Annotated in this window: 22 protein-coding genes; 17 read left to right on the forward strand and 5 right to left on the reverse strand. The window is 57.3% G+C overall.

Annotated features, from left to right (window positions below; all coding sequences use genetic code 11):
- Nucleotides 1-11: 11 nt before the first annotated feature.
- From F6A13_RS15655 to F6A13_RS10480, 4 genes are all read right to left on the reverse strand, one after another.
- Entirely contained in the window at nucleotides 12-2,591 is a 2,580-nt protein-coding gene (locus tag F6A13_RS15655) for a putative bifunctional diguanylate cyclase/phosphodiesterase (RefSeq protein WP_225487183.1), read from the reverse strand.
- 58 nt (nucleotides 2,592-2,649) lie between these two features.
- Entirely contained in the window at nucleotides 2,650-2,853 is a 204-nt protein-coding gene (locus tag F6A13_RS10470; RefSeq protein WP_151528204.1) for a hypothetical protein, read from the reverse strand.
- 124 nt (nucleotides 2,854-2,977) lie between these two features.
- Complete coding sequence (locus tag F6A13_RS16015; RefSeq protein WP_368360318.1) at nucleotides 2,978-3,418, reverse strand: PaaI family thioesterase; 441 nt, start codon at nucleotides 3,416-3,418, stop codon at nucleotides 2,978-2,980.
- A gap of 168 nt (nucleotides 3,419-3,586) precedes the next feature.
- The gene (locus F6A13_RS10480) at nucleotides 3,587-3,994 is read right to left on the reverse strand and encodes a GNAT family N-acetyltransferase (RefSeq protein ID WP_203602227.1); all 408 of its coding nucleotides are present in this window, start codon (nucleotides 3,992-3,994) and stop codon (nucleotides 3,587-3,589) included.
- 371 nt (nucleotides 3,995-4,365) lie between these two features.
- On the opposite strand from F6A13_RS10480, the gene F6A13_RS10485 reads away from it, so the two are divergent.
- The 5 genes from F6A13_RS10485 (at nucleotide 4,366) to F6A13_RS10505 (ending at nucleotide 7,311) form a co-directional block, all read left to right on the forward strand.
- Complete coding sequence (locus F6A13_RS10485) at nucleotides 4,366-4,857, forward strand: MarR family winged helix-turn-helix transcriptional regulator (protein ID WP_151528206.1); 492 nt, start codon at nucleotides 4,366-4,368, stop codon at nucleotides 4,855-4,857.
- Nucleotides 4,858-4,984: 127 nt separating this feature from the next.
- Nucleotides 4,985-5,191, forward strand: a complete 207-nt coding sequence (locus F6A13_RS10490) for a CDGSH iron-sulfur domain-containing protein (protein ID WP_225487665.1) — start codon at nucleotides 4,985-4,987, stop codon at nucleotides 5,189-5,191.
- A gap of 33 nt (nucleotides 5,192-5,224) precedes the next feature.
- Nucleotides 5,225-5,869: a YceI family protein gene (locus F6A13_RS10495; protein WP_151528207.1), complete on the forward strand. Its 645-nt coding sequence runs from the start codon at nucleotides 5,225-5,227 to the stop codon at nucleotides 5,867-5,869.
- A 62-nt stretch (nucleotides 5,870-5,931) separates the two neighbouring features.
- Nucleotides 5,932-6,810: a hypothetical protein gene (locus F6A13_RS10500; protein WP_151528208.1), complete on the forward strand. Its 879-nt coding sequence runs from the start codon at nucleotides 5,932-5,934 to the stop codon at nucleotides 6,808-6,810.
- 30 nt (nucleotides 6,811-6,840) lie between these two features.
- Nucleotides 6,841-7,311 (forward strand): VOC family protein, encoded by a 471-nt coding sequence (locus tag F6A13_RS10505; RefSeq protein ID WP_151528209.1) that lies wholly within the window; start codon nucleotides 6,841-6,843, stop codon nucleotides 7,309-7,311.
- A gap of 80 nt (nucleotides 7,312-7,391) precedes the next feature.
- Here F6A13_RS10505 and F6A13_RS10510 read toward each other — a convergent pair whose 3' ends face one another.
- Nucleotides 7,392-8,072: an ArsR/SmtB family transcription factor gene (locus F6A13_RS10510; RefSeq protein ID WP_151528210.1), complete on the reverse strand. Its 681-nt coding sequence runs from the start codon at nucleotides 8,070-8,072 to the stop codon at nucleotides 7,392-7,394.
- Between the two features lie 108 nt (nucleotides 8,073-8,180).
- Between F6A13_RS10510 and F6A13_RS10515 the strand changes: the two genes are divergently transcribed.
- From F6A13_RS10515 to F6A13_RS10570, 12 genes are all read left to right on the forward strand, one after another.
- Nucleotides 8,181-8,639 (forward strand): cupin domain-containing protein, encoded by a 459-nt coding sequence (locus tag F6A13_RS10515; protein WP_151528211.1) that lies wholly within the window; start codon nucleotides 8,181-8,183, stop codon nucleotides 8,637-8,639.
- Between the two features lie 255 nt (nucleotides 8,640-8,894).
- Nucleotides 8,895-9,569: a hypothetical protein gene (locus tag F6A13_RS10520; RefSeq protein ID WP_151528212.1), complete on the forward strand. Its 675-nt coding sequence runs from the start codon at nucleotides 8,895-8,897 to the stop codon at nucleotides 9,567-9,569.
- On the forward strand, nucleotides 9,566-9,889 hold the full coding sequence (locus tag F6A13_RS10525) for an integration host factor subunit alpha (protein WP_151528213.1): 324 nt from the start codon (nucleotides 9,566-9,568) through the stop codon (nucleotides 9,887-9,889). The genes F6A13_RS10520 and F6A13_RS10525 overlap by 4 nt, the downstream gene beginning before the upstream one ends.
- A gap of 66 nt (nucleotides 9,890-9,955) precedes the next feature.
- A complete protein-coding gene (locus tag F6A13_RS10530) occupies nucleotides 9,956-10,231 on the forward strand; it encodes an HU family DNA-binding protein (protein ID WP_012536624.1) in 276 nt (91 codons plus the stop codon).
- An 11-nt stretch (nucleotides 10,232-10,242) separates the two neighbouring features.
- Nucleotides 10,243-10,596, forward strand: a complete 354-nt coding sequence (locus tag F6A13_RS10535) for a hypothetical protein (RefSeq protein ID WP_151528214.1) — start codon at nucleotides 10,243-10,245, stop codon at nucleotides 10,594-10,596.
- A gap of 8 nt (nucleotides 10,597-10,604) precedes the next feature.
- Nucleotides 10,605-10,907, forward strand: a complete 303-nt coding sequence (locus F6A13_RS10540; RefSeq protein WP_151528215.1) for an integration host factor subunit alpha — start codon at nucleotides 10,605-10,607, stop codon at nucleotides 10,905-10,907.
- 75 nt (nucleotides 10,908-10,982) lie between these two features.
- Nucleotides 10,983-11,078: a YbjQ family protein gene (locus F6A13_RS10545; RefSeq protein WP_257245769.1), complete on the forward strand. Its 96-nt coding sequence runs from the start codon at nucleotides 10,983-10,985 to the stop codon at nucleotides 11,076-11,078.
- 428 nt (nucleotides 11,079-11,506) lie between these two features.
- Nucleotides 11,507-12,964, forward strand: coding sequence for an MFS transporter (locus F6A13_RS10550; protein ID WP_151528216.1), 1,458 nt, complete (start codon nucleotides 11,507-11,509; stop codon nucleotides 12,962-12,964).
- 26 nt (nucleotides 12,965-12,990) lie between these two features.
- Nucleotides 12,991-13,839, forward strand: coding sequence for a response regulator transcription factor (locus tag F6A13_RS10555; protein WP_151528217.1), 849 nt, complete (start codon nucleotides 12,991-12,993; stop codon nucleotides 13,837-13,839).
- A 108-nt stretch (nucleotides 13,840-13,947) separates the two neighbouring features.
- On the forward strand, nucleotides 13,948-14,742 hold the full coding sequence (locus F6A13_RS10560; RefSeq protein ID WP_151528218.1) for a response regulator transcription factor: 795 nt from the start codon (nucleotides 13,948-13,950) through the stop codon (nucleotides 14,740-14,742).
- A 20-nt stretch (nucleotides 14,743-14,762) separates the two neighbouring features.
- Nucleotides 14,763-15,452, forward strand: a complete 690-nt coding sequence (locus tag F6A13_RS10565) for a MotA/TolQ/ExbB proton channel family protein (RefSeq protein WP_151528219.1) — start codon at nucleotides 14,763-14,765, stop codon at nucleotides 15,450-15,452.
- Nucleotides 15,452-15,850, forward strand: a complete 399-nt coding sequence (locus F6A13_RS10570; RefSeq protein WP_151528220.1) for an ExbD/TolR family protein — start codon at nucleotides 15,452-15,454, stop codon at nucleotides 15,848-15,850. The genes F6A13_RS10565 and F6A13_RS10570 overlap by 1 nt, the downstream gene beginning before the upstream one ends.
- The last annotated feature ends 10 nt before the right edge of the window (nucleotides 15,851-15,860 follow it).

Here is a 15,860-nt window from a genome sequence, read left to right on the forward strand (position 1 = left end):
AGCCTCCTCTTCTATGCCGCCGCATTGTCCCGCATAGCCCTCACCGCCCGCCCCAGCCCTTCCTGAAATCGGTAGCCATGCTCATGCAGTTGCCCGAGTAGCCGGTGCAGTTCCTCGCGCGTTCCGCTTTGCCGTACCTGAAGGATTTCCCGCCCCAGGGCATGCACCACTTCATGCTCGGCCAGCAAGGCCTCTACCCCGGGCAGTTCCGGCGCGTGGGTGTGCAGCCAGGCGGTGATCGGACAGGCAGCCAGATCCACATGCTCGTAATCCCCATGGTTCATCGCGGACCCTTCTGCCGCATGCACCCATCCCAGATGCTGGTACAGAGCCAGCAGCGGCGTGTCCGCATCCCCCGTACCGAGGACAAACGTGTGCACAAAATCAGCAACTGCCTCCGCTTCCAGCGGCCTGGCGATGGCGTATCCCTGGAGATAGTCGACCTCCATCTCGCGCAGCAGGGCGATGTGTTCTTCGGTTTCCACCCCTTCCACCGTGATGATGACATTCATGCCCATCCCCAGGTTGATGAGACTCTCGACAAAGATCAGGTCCTGGGGCTTGTTCAACAGCTCGCGGACGAAACCCTGATCGATTTTGATCTCGTCAATGGGCAGGTTTTTGAGCCGAAGGAGCGAGGCATACGCGCTCCCCACGTCATCCAGCGCAATCTTCACGCCCGCACTGCGCAGGCGTTGCAGATGTCCCAGTGCGACCTCCTGTTCGAGGATTTCCCCGATCTCCAGCACCTCCAGTACCAGGGATTCCGGGAATATATACGGCTGGGCGGCCAGGATGTCGAAGACCGTATCGGCAAATCCGGTACTGTCGAGCTCTTCCGGGGTGACGTTGACGCTGAGAAAGATGTCCAGTCCGATTCTCCGCCATTGCGCGAGTTGCCGCAGTCCCGTCTGCAATACGAAATGCCCCAGCGCCTGACGCTCCCGCACACCCAGGGACGGGAGGAATTGATCGGGGGAAACCTCCCGGTCATTCCGGCGCCAGCGGGCCAGGGCCTCGAGGCCCGCCACGCGGCCTGTCGTCAGGGCCACCAGAGGCTGGTAACGTAGCGTCACCTCTCCGGCGACCAAAGCCTGCAGAAAATCCTGGCGCAACATTTCATCGCCCATGGTGATGGTGCCGAGATCCTGGTGATAGAGCTGCACCCACCCTTCGCGCCCCCGCTCAGGGCGCGCCTTGGCTGCATACATGGCCTGATCGGCGTGCCGCAGGAGGAGATCGGCGTCCGCCGCCCCGTCAAAAGGATAGATAGTCAGTCCCAGACTCGCCTGGAGGCTGATCTCTTTCCCCTGGATCAGGAAAGGTTGCGCCATCGCAGTCTGCAGACGGGCCAGGACCTGATCCAGTTGATCCACACCGCGCAGGCCTTCCAGTAATAGCACAAACTCATCGCCACCCAGGCGCGCCACGGTATCCGTCCGCCGCACCGCGCCTTGCAGGCGGCTGGCCATTTCTTTCAGCAGGTCATCTCCGGCGGCATGGCCATACCGGTCGTTGACCAGCTTGAAGGCATCCAGGTCGAGAAAACCCACCGCCAAGAGGCGCTCCTGACGGTCGGATCGCGCCAACGCCTGATTGAAAATCCGTCGCAGGCCCTCGCGGTTGGGCAGGAGGGTCAGGAAGTCATGGGTGGCCTGTGAGGTCAGAAGTCGTTGCCGGTCGTGCAGACGCATCTCCCTCATCAGCATGAGAACCATGCTCACACCAAACACCAGGATGCCCAGGATGGTACCGATCACCAATGGCAGGAAGGCCTTTTCCTGGCGCCACCATAATTGCTCCACCATGGCTGATGACCAGTGTGCCTCTACCGTCCAGGGATATCCTGGCACCGCCACGGGCACCTGGTTTTCTGCAGAAGTGGCCCGCGCGGGAAGGATTGCACCCTGCGAAGGGGTTGCCCCCTGCCTGAAGAAGGCTATGGGCACATTGTGCGCCCCGAATACGCGCAGGGCAAAGTCGCGGGAAACGGTCAGCGGTTTGAGGCTCGCCAAATCCACCAGACTACTGATCGACAAGGTGGAGCTTCCGGACATCTTGTGCGCCATATAAACCAGAGGCACCACCCAGGTATGCGCTCTATGGTCATAGCGCGGCTGTCCGATCAGCCGATGCGGATGCCCGGGCAGCGGCGTAAAATCCGCTTGCGGTTCCATGGGGCTGGCGGACCCCATGCTTGTAGTCCAGAGAACACGATCTCCGAGGGCGTTCAGAATCTGGATGGCGATGACGCTCGGATTTAACACCCGGATGATTTGTATCTGCTCCAAGGTTGTGCTGGACGGTTGCGCGCCCGCAGGCAGCAGGGCGTTGCTGATATAGTAGAGATCGTTAAAGGGTTTATCCAGGCTGGCGGATACCTGCAGGGCCGCGCTCTGCGCGGCGTTCCTGGCACGCAAATGAACATTCTCTGAGAGAGACTGGTACAGAAGATGAGACCTGTTGACAGCTAGCAGCGCAACAACGCCCGCCAGCAGCACAAACGCCACGCCGACCACCCAGAGTTTGCGACGATCCATAGTGATGGATCGCGGCGAGATCAGGGTGGTGGAGTCATCCGTAGTAGGCATTTAGGGGGGCCTCAGGTTGCGGCCAAGCTCAACATAACGGGTGATTCCGGCTGGCCTCTTACTCATTCCGCGCCCATACCACATCATTCCCCATCAACCGCGCCCACGCCACCGTATTTTCATCCTCGATAGCCGGGATGTCGGTGGAGGCGGCCCACCAGACATTGGACGTGGCAATGATTATATCAGGACACTGCCAGACCGCTTCCAGCCAGACCCATGACAATAACTGGTCATAACAGATCGACGTAAGTACGCGCATTCCGCCGATTTTCTGCACTGGTTAGTACAGCGTGGCACCATAACGGTCTTTTGTCCACGACTCGGCGCCCGCAGTCGGCCGATTACGCAGGAATGTTCCGCAACTGAGCATTAGCGCGCCGTTTTTATGATATTCTCGTTATAAACCACTCAACCGCAGCGGAGACCACTACGACGCTTTTTGAATCAATCACTTCTATCGGTATGGATGCAGATACGCGTCCACGCGCCATGAGTTCTGAAGACCATCGGTCTGCCACCTCGCGGGGGATGGAACATCGCGAAGATATCCGTCCAGACGCCGGCCTGCGAAATTTTGCCTCCAGCCTTCGTACTACAGGGACAAAACCTTGCCACTGACCGAAATGCCGCAGGAGAAAAACCCCGGAGCCCGCTTCCGCCACCGCGAGAAGTGCGCTCCCATGGATCGTTCCCAAGTGATTCTGATAGCGCGGACTCTCGGGAAGGCTAATCAGCAAACCGCTCGCAGTGTCTTCTGGTTCTAATCCAATCAGTTGATTGAACGGTACCTGGCAAACATCCATCAATCGCCCCCGTAAATCCATGCATTTAATGGTGCGCCCTAAGCACACACAACCCACTGATGATGATAGGCATACGAACTGCAATGCCCATGCGGTTCCGGCGTTGTCAGGTTTCGGGGTGGCTGGGAGATCCTGCCTCGCTTTCCGCCCGCGTGAGGCTGATCAACGACCACGAAATATCAATCCCATTCAAATGCGTAAACACATCCGATATACGTTAGAGTCTCTTTTTGAAAAACCTAGCTTCTCATAGAGTTGATTGGCTGCATGACGCTCCGGCCTGGATGTCAAATCGAGCGTTCTTACCCCCTCTGCCTCCGCAATATTAATGGCGGATTGGATAAGCAGGGCGCCAATGCCTTTTCTCCTGACCGATTCACAAACGACGACATCCTCAATCAAACCCCTCAGACCGGTAGGAATTCTGAAAATCATCAATGTCAGCATGCCAACGACCACTTCGGCATGAACCCTTCTGCTGCCCTGCCGCCGTTGAGCCCTGATGGTCGGCGGTGGACTGTAAGCGGCCATCCAGTTTTCGTTGGCGACGGGCGAGGTGATGCTTTCCTTGAGCCAGGCACCAGTCGAAACCGACAACTAGACAATACCATCCGAAAGCATAGTACCATTGGTTTTATCTACCCTTCATCACTGCTGTTACGTCCCGCGATAAATCAGGTGCCCTGTCCCGAGCTATTTGAGGTTGAAACGGCGGGTTCGTCCCACGGTCTTTCCGGAATAACGCGCACCTCGAGAAGCACGGGACAGCCAGAGGGGACTATCTATCCCGTGCGGGAATTGCGAATATCCGGGTAAAGTCAGCCGCATATGGTATGCCGCTCTACGATACTTGACCACTTGCTTCCAATATCAAACCCGGAATTCGGGTCCTACAGGCCCATTTGACGTCCGCCCCAAATAGTTCTATATAGGACTATCTAATTGGAAACATTGTGGTGAGGGTAGGGATGCGTGACGGAACGACCGGGGAACCAACGATGTTGCCTTCTTACCCGGCTACGCCCCGGGCTACAACCAAGGAGCCTTTCCTCGCCGTCCTGCGAGAGCTTGCCCAAGCCTATCATGCCTTTTCCGCCTACTCTGCCGCCCATGTCCGGCAACTGGGTCTCACACCTGCGCAGTTTGACGTCATCGCTACCTTGGGCAACACCCAGGGAATGCCCCTCACCCAGCTTGCCCAAAAAACCTTAATCACCAAGGGAACCCTGACTGGTATCATCGATCGCCTCGATGAAAAAGGCTTGGTTCGTAGGGAGGTCCCGGTGGGTGATCGACGCAGTTTCCGTGCCGTTCTGACCCCCGAAGGCGAAGTCCTTTTTTCCCGAGTATTCCCAGCCCATATCGCCTATCTCAGTCGGGTCTTCGCGAATGTGGATGCGGGTGATTTGGAACAGGTGCGCCGTACCCTACGCGCACTGCGAAGCCGATTTCAGGAGTAAATCCCACATAGTTTGCATACGAACATTTGTTGTGCTATCCATATAGTACGCATTGTAACTATATGGATGCGTACCAGATGAGATGCTTAATTTAATGGAGGTCATGATGAACCCGACACCTTACGTGATGAGCCTGGAACCAGGCAGCCACTATTTCTGCGCCTGCGGGCGCTCCGCAAACTTGCCTTTCTGCGATGGGACGCACCAGGGTAGCGGCGTGGAGCCCTTCGCCGTGGATATCGCCGAGCCGCGAACGGTGGCCATTTGTGCCTGTCACCAATCCGCCAATCGCCCCTTCTGCGACGGTACTCATACAAGCTTAGCGGCTGAGTGACCGTTTCTCCCGAATTGATAGAGGAGCATTGCCATGTTACCGAACAAAGTTTCCATTGCACTGAGGACCGCCATCCTTTCCGTCGCATTGTCCCCATCATTGGTGTCACTCGCTGACGCAGCGACATACCACCAACTGGACGCCAGCCCGGCTGGCTCGTACCGGATTGATCCGGACCACTCTCTGGCGTGGTTCACCATCGGCCATGCCGGGGTGGCAGTGGTGGTGGGCCGTTTCGACAAGCTATCCGGCAGCTATACCTTCAATCCCGCAAGTCCTGCGGGGGACAAAGTGGATATCCGCATTCCCGCAGCCAGCATCAATACCAACTTCGCTCTAAGGGATCACGACTTGCGTGGGCCGGACTTTTTCAATGTCCGGGAGTTTCCGAACATCACATTCGTCAGTACGCGCTATCAACCCACGGGTAAAGAGGGCGGACAACTGTATGGGAAACTGACTATTCATGGCGTGACGCGGCCGGTGACCTTCCAGGTGCGGGAAATCGGTGCCGGGCCGGTGCCGGCGTTGCCCAAACCCTGGGGTGGTTATCTCTCCGGCTATGTGGCCACCACCACCATCCAGCGCAGCGACTTCGGCATGGATGCCTATGCGGGCATGATCGCCAACACAGTGCACCTGCATGTGAACATCGAGGGTGTTCGCACGACCGGCTGAGCGGCCTTTTGGGGTGCCGACCAGCAAGGCCGGCGCCTCCTTCCCGTTGGGAGGCAATCTTTATGTGGAATCTCTGGCAATCCAGTTTCGTTCGGTCCTTGATTTTGGATAGTGCCCTGTTTCCCGCTGCTGTCACCATGCTCATGGTGGTCGCTGCGTATTACAAAATCTGCAAATATCCCGGCTGGCGTTCTACATTTTGGGCGGCGGCCATACTGGCTGGTTTTCTAGTTGGCTATGCACTGACCTATCGCGATTTTTCCTTCCCACCACGTACCGTGTTGTCCTGGTTGCCCTGGCTAGCCCTCGTGGGCGGGACAGTAGCGGCTATTGCCGATCACCGTAGACACCAATGGTGGCGCTATGGGGCGAGGGGGTTGATCGCAGGAGCCGCTGCTTTCATTTTGCTGTGGCCAGTCCTGCGCCAGGAAACCGTGCTCGCCGCCTTCGTTGCTTGGCTGACGGTAGCGGTGCTGTGGTCCGTACTGTGGTTTGCCCTCACCCCTGACCACCGAGATCAAAAACCCGCAGGAATCACGCTGCTTGTCGGGGCTGTCGGGCTAGCGCTCGTCGCGCCATTGTTGGGCAGTATCCTGCTGGCTCAGTTCGGAGCAGCGCTGGCCGTTGTGCTGGCCGTGGCGCTTGTTTTTTCCCTCTTGGTGTATGGTTCGCGTTGGGATTCGCCGAGTGCCGATGTGGGGATCCTGATCCTGGGTGCCCTAATGGTGGATTTGCGTTTCTACGCAGGTGCTTCAATGGTCGTCATGGTATGGCTACTCGTGTCGCTTGCCACTGGAGCGGGTGTTGCCAGAATTCTTCAACACCGAGGCTATTCCGGTCGATGGACAGTGCTCGCGCCCGGATTGGTCGGCTTACCGCCGATGGTCGTAGCCGGATGGATGGCTCTACAGACCTATATGGCGAGTGGCGGCGGTTATTAGTGGATGGTTTTCAGGAAACGAGGTGAAGTAATGTTACATGGCATCAACCATATAGCTTTGCCGGTCCGCAATCTGGAGGTCTCTGACCGCTTTTATCGGGGAATCCTGGGGCTACGCGCCGTCGGCGCGCGGCCCGGCATGAAATTCTACACCGCAGGCTTGCACCACCACGATTTGGCTTTGATAGAAACCGGAGAGATCTTCCCGGTCTCCGGTTTCGCGCATTTTTGCCTCGACGTGGAGGACGAACAAAGTCTGGCCGCGATTTATGCCTGCTGCAGGGCCGCCGGGGCGCGGATATTAGAGCCCGTGGACCATACAATCATGCGGGCTTTTTACCTTGTCGATCCGGATGACCATATTGTGGAACTGGGGGTGGATGTCCCCCAATCCGAGTGGGGACCATGGCCGAATCCCTTTGGACGTGACGTAGCCTATCCAGGGATACTGTCGCTCGCGAATGGGGGTGGACTGTTCGAGCCTGCCCGCGGGCCAAAATGACTGGGGTCAAACAACCACCACGCGCAGGAGGCAGGACATGACCGCGCCTTCTTGGCGGTGCGTCGCCATATCGCGACCACTTATGGTGTCGCATCAATACCAAAGGTCTTCCAAAGCCCTTGCTGGCCGGCGCTCGAAACCCAGATTTTTCGATCTCCGGGGTTTCTCCGTATCCATCCCGACTCCTGGAGCCGCGTCATCAACGCGGCTCCCAGCGCTCCGCCGATATGGGGGCGACGCTCGCTCCAATCGATACAGCGCCGCGCGAAAAGCCGCTGCTGATGACGTAGGGCGGGCAGATCCAACCCGAAGGCCGCGAATCCGTGTTCGCCAACCTCTGTAACCTGATAATCGCGTTCCTGTAGGTTGATCCACCCGTTGCGCTGTAGGGTATCCGCCAAGGCAACCGCGAGATTCCCCGCCAGATGATCGTAACAACTCCGTGCTTGGCGCAAGGGATCCACCGCGGCGCGGTCTGGGCGATTCTTGAGGATCGGCGGGCCGGACAACGCCATCAGACTCTCCAGGATTTCGGCTACCGCCGGACTGGCCAAACGATAGTAGCGGTAGCGTAGACAGCGTTCCACCGCAAGCAGTCCACCATCCACCATCCGGGCCAAATGATGGCTGGCGGTCTGGGGGGTCACCCCTGCTCGGTAGGCCAGTTCACTGGCGGGTAACGCGTCGCCTCCGACCAGGGCCCAGGCCATGGAGGCACGGGCCGGAACCCCTAGCAACGCGACCACTTTGGGCAGTTCCATGTGCGCACTTCCTCCCTATTCCATATTTCGATCGTCATCGAAACCAGCGGTTCATTCCTGGGAGTATAGTGGCTGCTCTTTCGTGAAGCCGCAAAAAAGGAGAATGCCATGTCCCTGCACCCCATCACCGCCACGCCAGAGCGGATGCCATGGATCCCCGGCAGCCAGGCGCTGGGGGAACTGTCCCTCTTCCAAGGCAAGGAAACGGTTCATTTCAAGGTCTTGAGCGACCGCCGGTCCGAAGGCGGCGGCATGGCGCAGATCGTCCGCTTCTCCCCACCGCCAGGAATGCTCATCAAGATCGTGGCGAACGCCCGTTCCGACGAACACATCTACATTCTCGCTGGTGGCCACTGTGACAAGTCGGGCCGGCAACGTCTCTTCCCGGGGGATTACCTCCTGCATCCCAAAGGATTGGCTCATGGCGCTTTTGTCGCCATCGAGACCACCGTGTTTCAGGTCTATAGCGGAGAACCGGATGAACTTCTTGATTTCCAAATGATCGCCGCTAACGGTTCATGTGAAAGAGATGGCGTTAAGGGCACAGAAGACCCTGGCCTGTGTTGACCATTTTACGGGATCTGGAAGCAGCTATGCAGGATCGGGCAGAAATCCGAACTGGATCAGCTTAGGATGACGAAGCCATTCTGATAGATACAGGTGGAAAGCGTCTGGGACACGCAGTTCCCAGATGAACCCTGCGGGAAGCTATGCATTTCTCTCTGCTGCGTATTTCCGTCTGCCCCGGTGAAAGGCCGTACACCCCGCCAAGGGGCTGTCTGTAAGATTTGCCAGTCCCCGCCAACATGCTAAATTGCAGCCATGACTAATGTTCACCCATTTCCCAAAGACCGCAGCGGCAAATCTGCAAAAGCCAATCGCAAGGAACGCGGCCTTGCAGGCGGCTTCCCCGCATTTCATCTGCCGGATATAAATAACGAGCCTGTGGATGTACTCATGGCGGTTATTCAGGCTGGTGGCCTGTATCTTACCCCCACGGCGGAACGCCCTGACGATGACCTGCCAACGACCCACCTGCTGCGCACTATCGACGGCCTCAATGCGCTGACGGACGCGGCCAATGTGCTCATTTATCACGCCATGCATCATCCAGCGGAATTTCCCCAGGAAGATGCGGACAGTCTGGCCCGGCGAGGCGAACAGGCCCACAAAGTGATGCACAAGCTCGATGAGATGCTGCCGTCGGACGATTTTATCATGACCATAGACAGCTACGGTCCTGACCTGATGGCGGAGTACGCCACCAACGCGGCCATCATTGTTGTCAGTGCCTTTGCCCTGGATATCATGGCGCACTACGACGAATCGTTCATCAAGACCGGCAAGGACAAGCGCAAAGCCATGTTCAGAGATTTTCAGGGGGCCTATCAGGAAGCCCAGGATGAATGTTTGTCCCGTTCAGAAGGGCATGAATTTCTGATCAAAGAATTGACATCGGCGCAACGCGCCCTAAAAAAGGTACTGAAGGAACCATGACTATTACCAGGAAAGATCTGGAAGATCATTTGTGGAAAGTGGGCGGTTGGACCCGCCCGCAAGCCGAGCAATTGGTGGATGCCTTCTTTGAACACATGCGTGCCGCTATCATCACAGATTCGGAACTCAAGTTATCGGGATTCGGTAGATTTACCGTGCGGGCTAAATCGCCGCGCCCTGGCCGCAATCCCAAAACCGGACAACCATGCGAAATCAAAGCCCGTCGAGTGGTGACATTCAGCGCAAGTGCCCTGTTGCGTGCGAAAACTAATCCGAATGTGCCGCATTCTCGGCGTCTACGCCATAAAACCCCTCAGTAGCCGCTTGCGGATTGGAATGGCATTCCTTAAAGTAGGGCGCACCCTTTCCTTTTGTTGAGGTCGATCATGAACAAATTAGAATTCGTCGCTGCCCTGGCGCAACATGGGGCAATGTCCAAGGTCGACGCCGAAAAAATGTTTCAGGTCTTCCGGCATACGCTGGAAACAGAGTTGCCGACAGCCGGGAAGATCGTCTTTCCGGGTTTCTGCACTTTTGAGGTTGCAGAAAAGCCAGCCCGTAAGGGTCGTAATCCGGCGACGGGCCAGGAAATCGACATTCCCGCGAAGAAGAGCATCAAGTTCAAGGCGGGGAAAGAATTTGCGGATAAAGTGAATAGCTAAAGGATCTCATCATGGAAGCAACGAAAAAGCGTATTCGTCGTACCGCCGAGCAGCGTCTGGCGGATTTGGAAAAGCAGCAAGCCGAAATTATGGAACGCCAACGTGCCGCGCTCGCCAAGATTGAGGAAGAAAAGAAAAGACTGATGCAATCCCCATCCAGCCGCAAGAAAAATCTGGAACAAGAAAAACGCTTTGCGCGCGCTGCATCGACTCTCGCACCAGATTGGGATTTCCGGCATTACATAGCGGCTATTGAGAAGGTGCTGGCAGATTCCGCTGATGCAGCCGACCTCTCGGTGCGTGGTGAAGCTTTGCTGGCAGAGCACGGCAAGGGTAAGCGTGGACGGCGGCCCAAGAACGGATAGGTCCGACTATGACGGTTACCAGACAGGAATTGATGGATTACTTGGTGGATACCTTCGGTTTCAGCCATAAGGGATGCGCGGAATTGGTCGCCAGTTTTTTCTCAATGCTTAGTGAAACGCTGGCTGCGGGTGAACCGGTAAAACTGTCTGGCTTTGGGAATTTCACGCTGCGCGACAAAAACCCCAGACTTGGGCGCAACCCCAGAACTGGCGAGCCATGTGAAATTACTGCGCGTCGCGTGGTCACTTTCAAGGCCAGCCCCAAATTGCGGCAACGATGTAGCCCACACGTTCAGGATGCGGAAGTATAGGGGTATGGCATGGACCATGGGTCAAAAGTCATCATACCGGCCATCAACGACTGTCCCAGCAGATAGATCGTTCGTGTGATTGGCCCCGTGTATGGCTCGGGTGTCCGATCCCGCAACATCGTCGGCAATTTCCTTGGCGGCGTCCGCGCCATCTTTGGCGGCAAGCAGTAAGTAACTCATGTCACGGGTCGGCAATATGGCGCCATTCCAGAGTCACCATAATGGCGCCACCTGCCGAGTAGCCCTCAGGATCTCGAACTTCTATTGGATCGGTTACCTTCCTCGCTTTTGGAGGGAACCATGAGCAACAGGAGATTCGAGATTTTTACGATTCGTCAGATTTTGGTACGGATGCGCCAAGGCGACACCGACCGTAGTATCGCCCGCGCTGGATCGCTGGCGACTCACTGCGCCCACATACGCCGATCTCTACTCCGCCAAATCACGAATCCCCACATCTAGTCGGTGTGTGTGACAACCCGATAAGCATGGCCTAATCTTCAAATTGTCATGAAAACGTCATAAAATCTTCGCACTAGTGTCACATAAGCAAGTTATCCTTAGCGGAGCCGCAATATCAGCCCCATAAGGAGATCTGCATGAGTCAGTCCACGGGCACGCATGTACCCCAACTCAGTGTCATCGATTCCCTCAACAATGCCCCTATCAGTTTTTTTCACCTGCGCGCCGCATTCACCGCAGGGATGGGATTCTTCACGGACGCCTATGATCTGTTCATTATCGGGTCCGCACTCGTTTTTATTAAACCTGAGTGGCACTTAAGTGATACGCAGATTGCCTTCCTCGGCAGCATTTCACTGGTCGCCGCTTTCCTCGGCGCATTTATCTTTGGACGCCTGGCCGACGTGGTGGGCCGCAAACGGATTTATGGATTGGAAGCGCTGTTGATGGCTATCGGTGCCTTGGCTTGTGCCTTTGCGCCGTCATTCGCCTGGCTCTTGGTGTTCCGCGTCATTCTCGGCATCGGCATCGGCGGAGATTACCCCATGAGTGCCGTCCTCATGTCCGAGTATGCCAATGCCAAAAAACGCGGTGCTCTGACCTCGCTGGTCTTCGGCATGCAGGGGCTCGGACTTGCCTTCGGTCCGGTGGTCGCCCTGACGCTCGAAGCATCGGGTCTGCCGCCGGATTCCCTCTGGCGGATCATGTTCGCGGTGGGCGCCTTGCCGCCTATAGCCGTACTGTACTTACGCCGGACCATGCCGGAGTCCCCCCGCTATAAGGCGTTGGTGCGTGGCGACGTGGACGATGCCGCCAGGGACATGGCGATCTATTCCACCGGCCAACTACAGGCCGAGGTGGAGCGAAAAACCAAGCCCAGTCGCATCAGCCTCGGTCAGATGCTGTCCAACCCAAAGTATTTGTTGCTCATTCTCGGCACCGGCGGCGCTTGGTTTCTGAACGACTATGCGTTCTATGGAAATGCCATTTCCACTCCCGAAATCATCAGAATGCTAGCGCCGTCCTCCTCGGTCATGACCGGGAGTGCCTGGGCGCTGATCATTTTTTCCATATTTGCCATCCCCGGATATCTAGCCTCCATTTTCTTCATGGACGCCATCGGACACCGACGGTTGCAGTGGATCGGCTTTGCCGTGATGGCTGTGGCTTTCGCGATCATGGCGCTGGTGCCTGGGATTACCCATGAAGTGGCGCCTTTCCTTGTCGTCTATGGGATCAGTTTCTTCTTCATCGAATTTGGTCCCAACTGCACCACCTTCGTGATTCCCTCCGAAGTGTTCCCCACCAGTATCCGCACCACCGGTCATGGCATGGCGGCGGGAATCGGCAAGTTTGGCGCCTTTGTAGGGACTTTCGTCTTTCCGTTCATCAGTGCCGAGGGCGGCATCAAAGGCGCGATGCTCTTCTCGGCGGGTGTTGCCGTTCTCGGTGTCATCCTCACCAAGCTCACCCTCCCGGAACCGAGCGGTAAAACACTGGAGGCGCTGGGCGGAGAGGACGGTGCCTCCCCCCACGCTGTCGCAGGATCCGCCAGCCACTCCCGGCATCTGGTGGAGAGCAGCCCGCAGTCCTGATCAGGCGATATGAAGCATCTGACGATATGTTCTGGATATTACTGGATAGTATTGGTGTGCACGTGCATGTGCTGCGGGCGGCGATGTGCGCTCAGATGCGGGCAAAGTTGCCAAACCACGCTCCCTCGCCGCATTACCCACGAGTTCTTCTGCTGGTGAGTGCGCAGACTGACGGCGATAGACCAACCATTGCCGTCAAAGTCGCTCTGGAGCGCGCTGGTGCCCAGGTGCATACGGTCACGGAACGAACCGAAGCCGAACAGTGGATGCGACACTGGGATCCAGAGGTGTTGGTCCTGCTCGGATGGTCCGCCGCGACGGGCGACTGGTTACAGCGACTGCAACTCGTACCGCATCAGGACGATTTACCCTTTCTGGTCGTCGGCAGCAGTGCAGAAGAAGACCACCAGGAACCAAACGCCGTAGCAGCGCTGGAAGTAGGTGCGCAGGCGTATATCCCTGCCAGTCTGGGATTGGAAATCTTGACCGCTCAGATGCGCAACGTGCTCAAAAATTGCGAGCGCACGCGCCCTACCCGGGTGGGTGAAATGGAAACCCTCTGCATCGATCTCGTGTCACTGCGGGTCTGGATACTGGGGCAGGAAATCCATTTGCCGCGACTGCTCTTTTATTTGCTCCACTATTTCGCCCTACACCCAGACGAAGTGGTTTCCAACGATCAGATCGCCGACCTCCTCTCGGAGGGTAAGGGCGCGCACCTCGTCCCCAATACCCAGGTCGTCAAGATTCATCGTTTGCGCAAGATTCTGGAAAGTGCCGGGGCCAAGGGCTGGCTGGAGACCGTGCCCAGCTTTGGGTATCGCTTTTCACCACCTACGCATAGGCAGAATGTCACAAAAAAGTCACCTCAGTGACGCATTGCTGTCACATTGGGCTGCTAACATGGGCGCCATTCCAGGAGGCAAAAGACCTCCACTTTGGATGTCGCCGGGCATATTTCGGCGCACAGATGAGGTAGCCGCATGAACGCCGTAAACCAAAACTCAGCGCACCCGCTGGTGGTGCTCGAGCGGAACAAACTGATTACCCAAGCCTTGCTGGAGCGATTGTCTGCCTATAGCGGATCGATCTTTCGGGTCACTGATCTGCATCGCTACGCCGTCGCCCTGGGCGCACAACGGCCCACCCCGGTTCTGGTCCTTGCGGGCAAACCACCGGAAAGCTGCTGGACCGACTGGCGCGGGCAGGTCCAGTTGGCTACCCATGCCTCCTGTCCCAGGATGGCCGTAGACTTGCCGAAAGCATCTGCTGCGCCTTCTTTTTTAACATTCCAGGGCATTCAGGGCACCGTGGATCTCGGCGATGCCTCCGTGGATGTCCTCCGTCATATCCAGGCGTTGATCGAGCAGGACGCGGTGACCACCCTCGCTTATGGCCCGCTGCATCTGGATCGAACCCAAAAAATACTGAGTGCGGCAGAACGCTCCGTAGCACTGAAAGACGCGCTATTTAATCTGTTGCTGCTGTTTTGGAGCCACCCGCAGCGGATCTTGCCGATGGAACTGCAGAAGGTCCTGGCGTCAGCGGGAACGACGCTCGCCATGGAAGCGTGCAGCGCGGTCCACAAGTTACGCAGTTACCTGCATTATCTGGGCTTCGATGACTGCATCGTCACCCTCCGTGGACGCGGCTATCAGTTCATTCCCCCCAATGTTTCGCTGGCAGACCGCAGGATGGCTGCCCGTTCTACGGGAAGGAATCCCCTGTTCACCCACCATCCATTCTCCGCGCGCCGTTTCGGCGCCGCCTCTTTCTGATATTTCAGGAGTCTTAATTGATGAATACCGCTTACCTCATCCACCTCGCCAATTACTCGGACGGCGTGCTCTATGTGCTTGCCGCACTCTTTGTGGTGGCACTTGGGGTCATTGTCGACCGCTTCTGGTATCTACGCCGCACCATCCTGCGTGGCACTTTTTTTGTGCAGGAACTCGCCCAGCACGGGCGATTGGATCGAGACGCCCTGCAAACCCTCGCGGATGCCGCAGGCGACTTGCCGGAGGCGGCGCTGTTGCAAACGGCAGCGAGCCATTCGGGGTTTGTGCAGGGCGATCCCCTCGCCAGCCGCTTGGAGGAGAGCATTCTGGTCATGGCGCCACAACTGGATCGTCGCCTGTGGGTATTGGACACCATCATCACCCTGGCGCCGCTGCTGGGCCTCTTCGGCACTATCATCGGTATGTTTCACGCTTTCTCCGTATTGGCCGCACCGGGCCACGCACCTACCGCGGTGACGGGCGGGGTGGCGGATGCCCTGGTCGCCACCGCCACCGGTCTGTTCATCGCCATGACCGGCCTGGTGGCTTTCAATGCCTTCAATAATCAGGTGCGGCAGATCCTGCTGCAACTGGATTCGGTGAAAACCATGCTGCTCAACCGCATGGACGGACACCCGATCACCAACGGTGAGGGGAATATCCAGACCGCGATACCGAAGATGGCGGCCGCCGTGACGAGGGCGGGCTGATGGAACGGCGCTATTTCGAGCCGAGGAAAGGCCGGGTCGAGATCATCCCGATGATCGACATCATGCTCTTCCTGCTGGTGTTTTTCATCATGATCACGCTGCAGATGATCCCGGACAAGGGGCTGAACCTCCAACTCCCGGCATCCAGTCAGGCGAAACTGCTGCCGCACCCGCATTACACCATCAACATCGAGAAAGATGGCACGGTGACGGTCAAGGGGCACCACTATGATCTTGCTGGTCTCAGGCAACTGCTCACCCGTGACGGCAACCCCGGCAAGACCCAGATCACCATAGCGGCCGATAAGGCCGTACCGTTTCAAGACTTCGTTCACGTCATGGATGCCTGCCAGAAGGCAGGGGTCAGTGATATCGGTATTGCCGCAAAACCCCGTTGAAATAAAGGAG

Origin of the sequence: Acidithiobacillus sp. 'AMD consortium' (assembly GCF_008926505.1) — a bacterium.
Taxonomy (GTDB): domain Bacteria; phylum Pseudomonadota; class Gammaproteobacteria; order Acidithiobacillales; family Acidithiobacillaceae; genus Acidithiobacillus; species Acidithiobacillus ferridurans.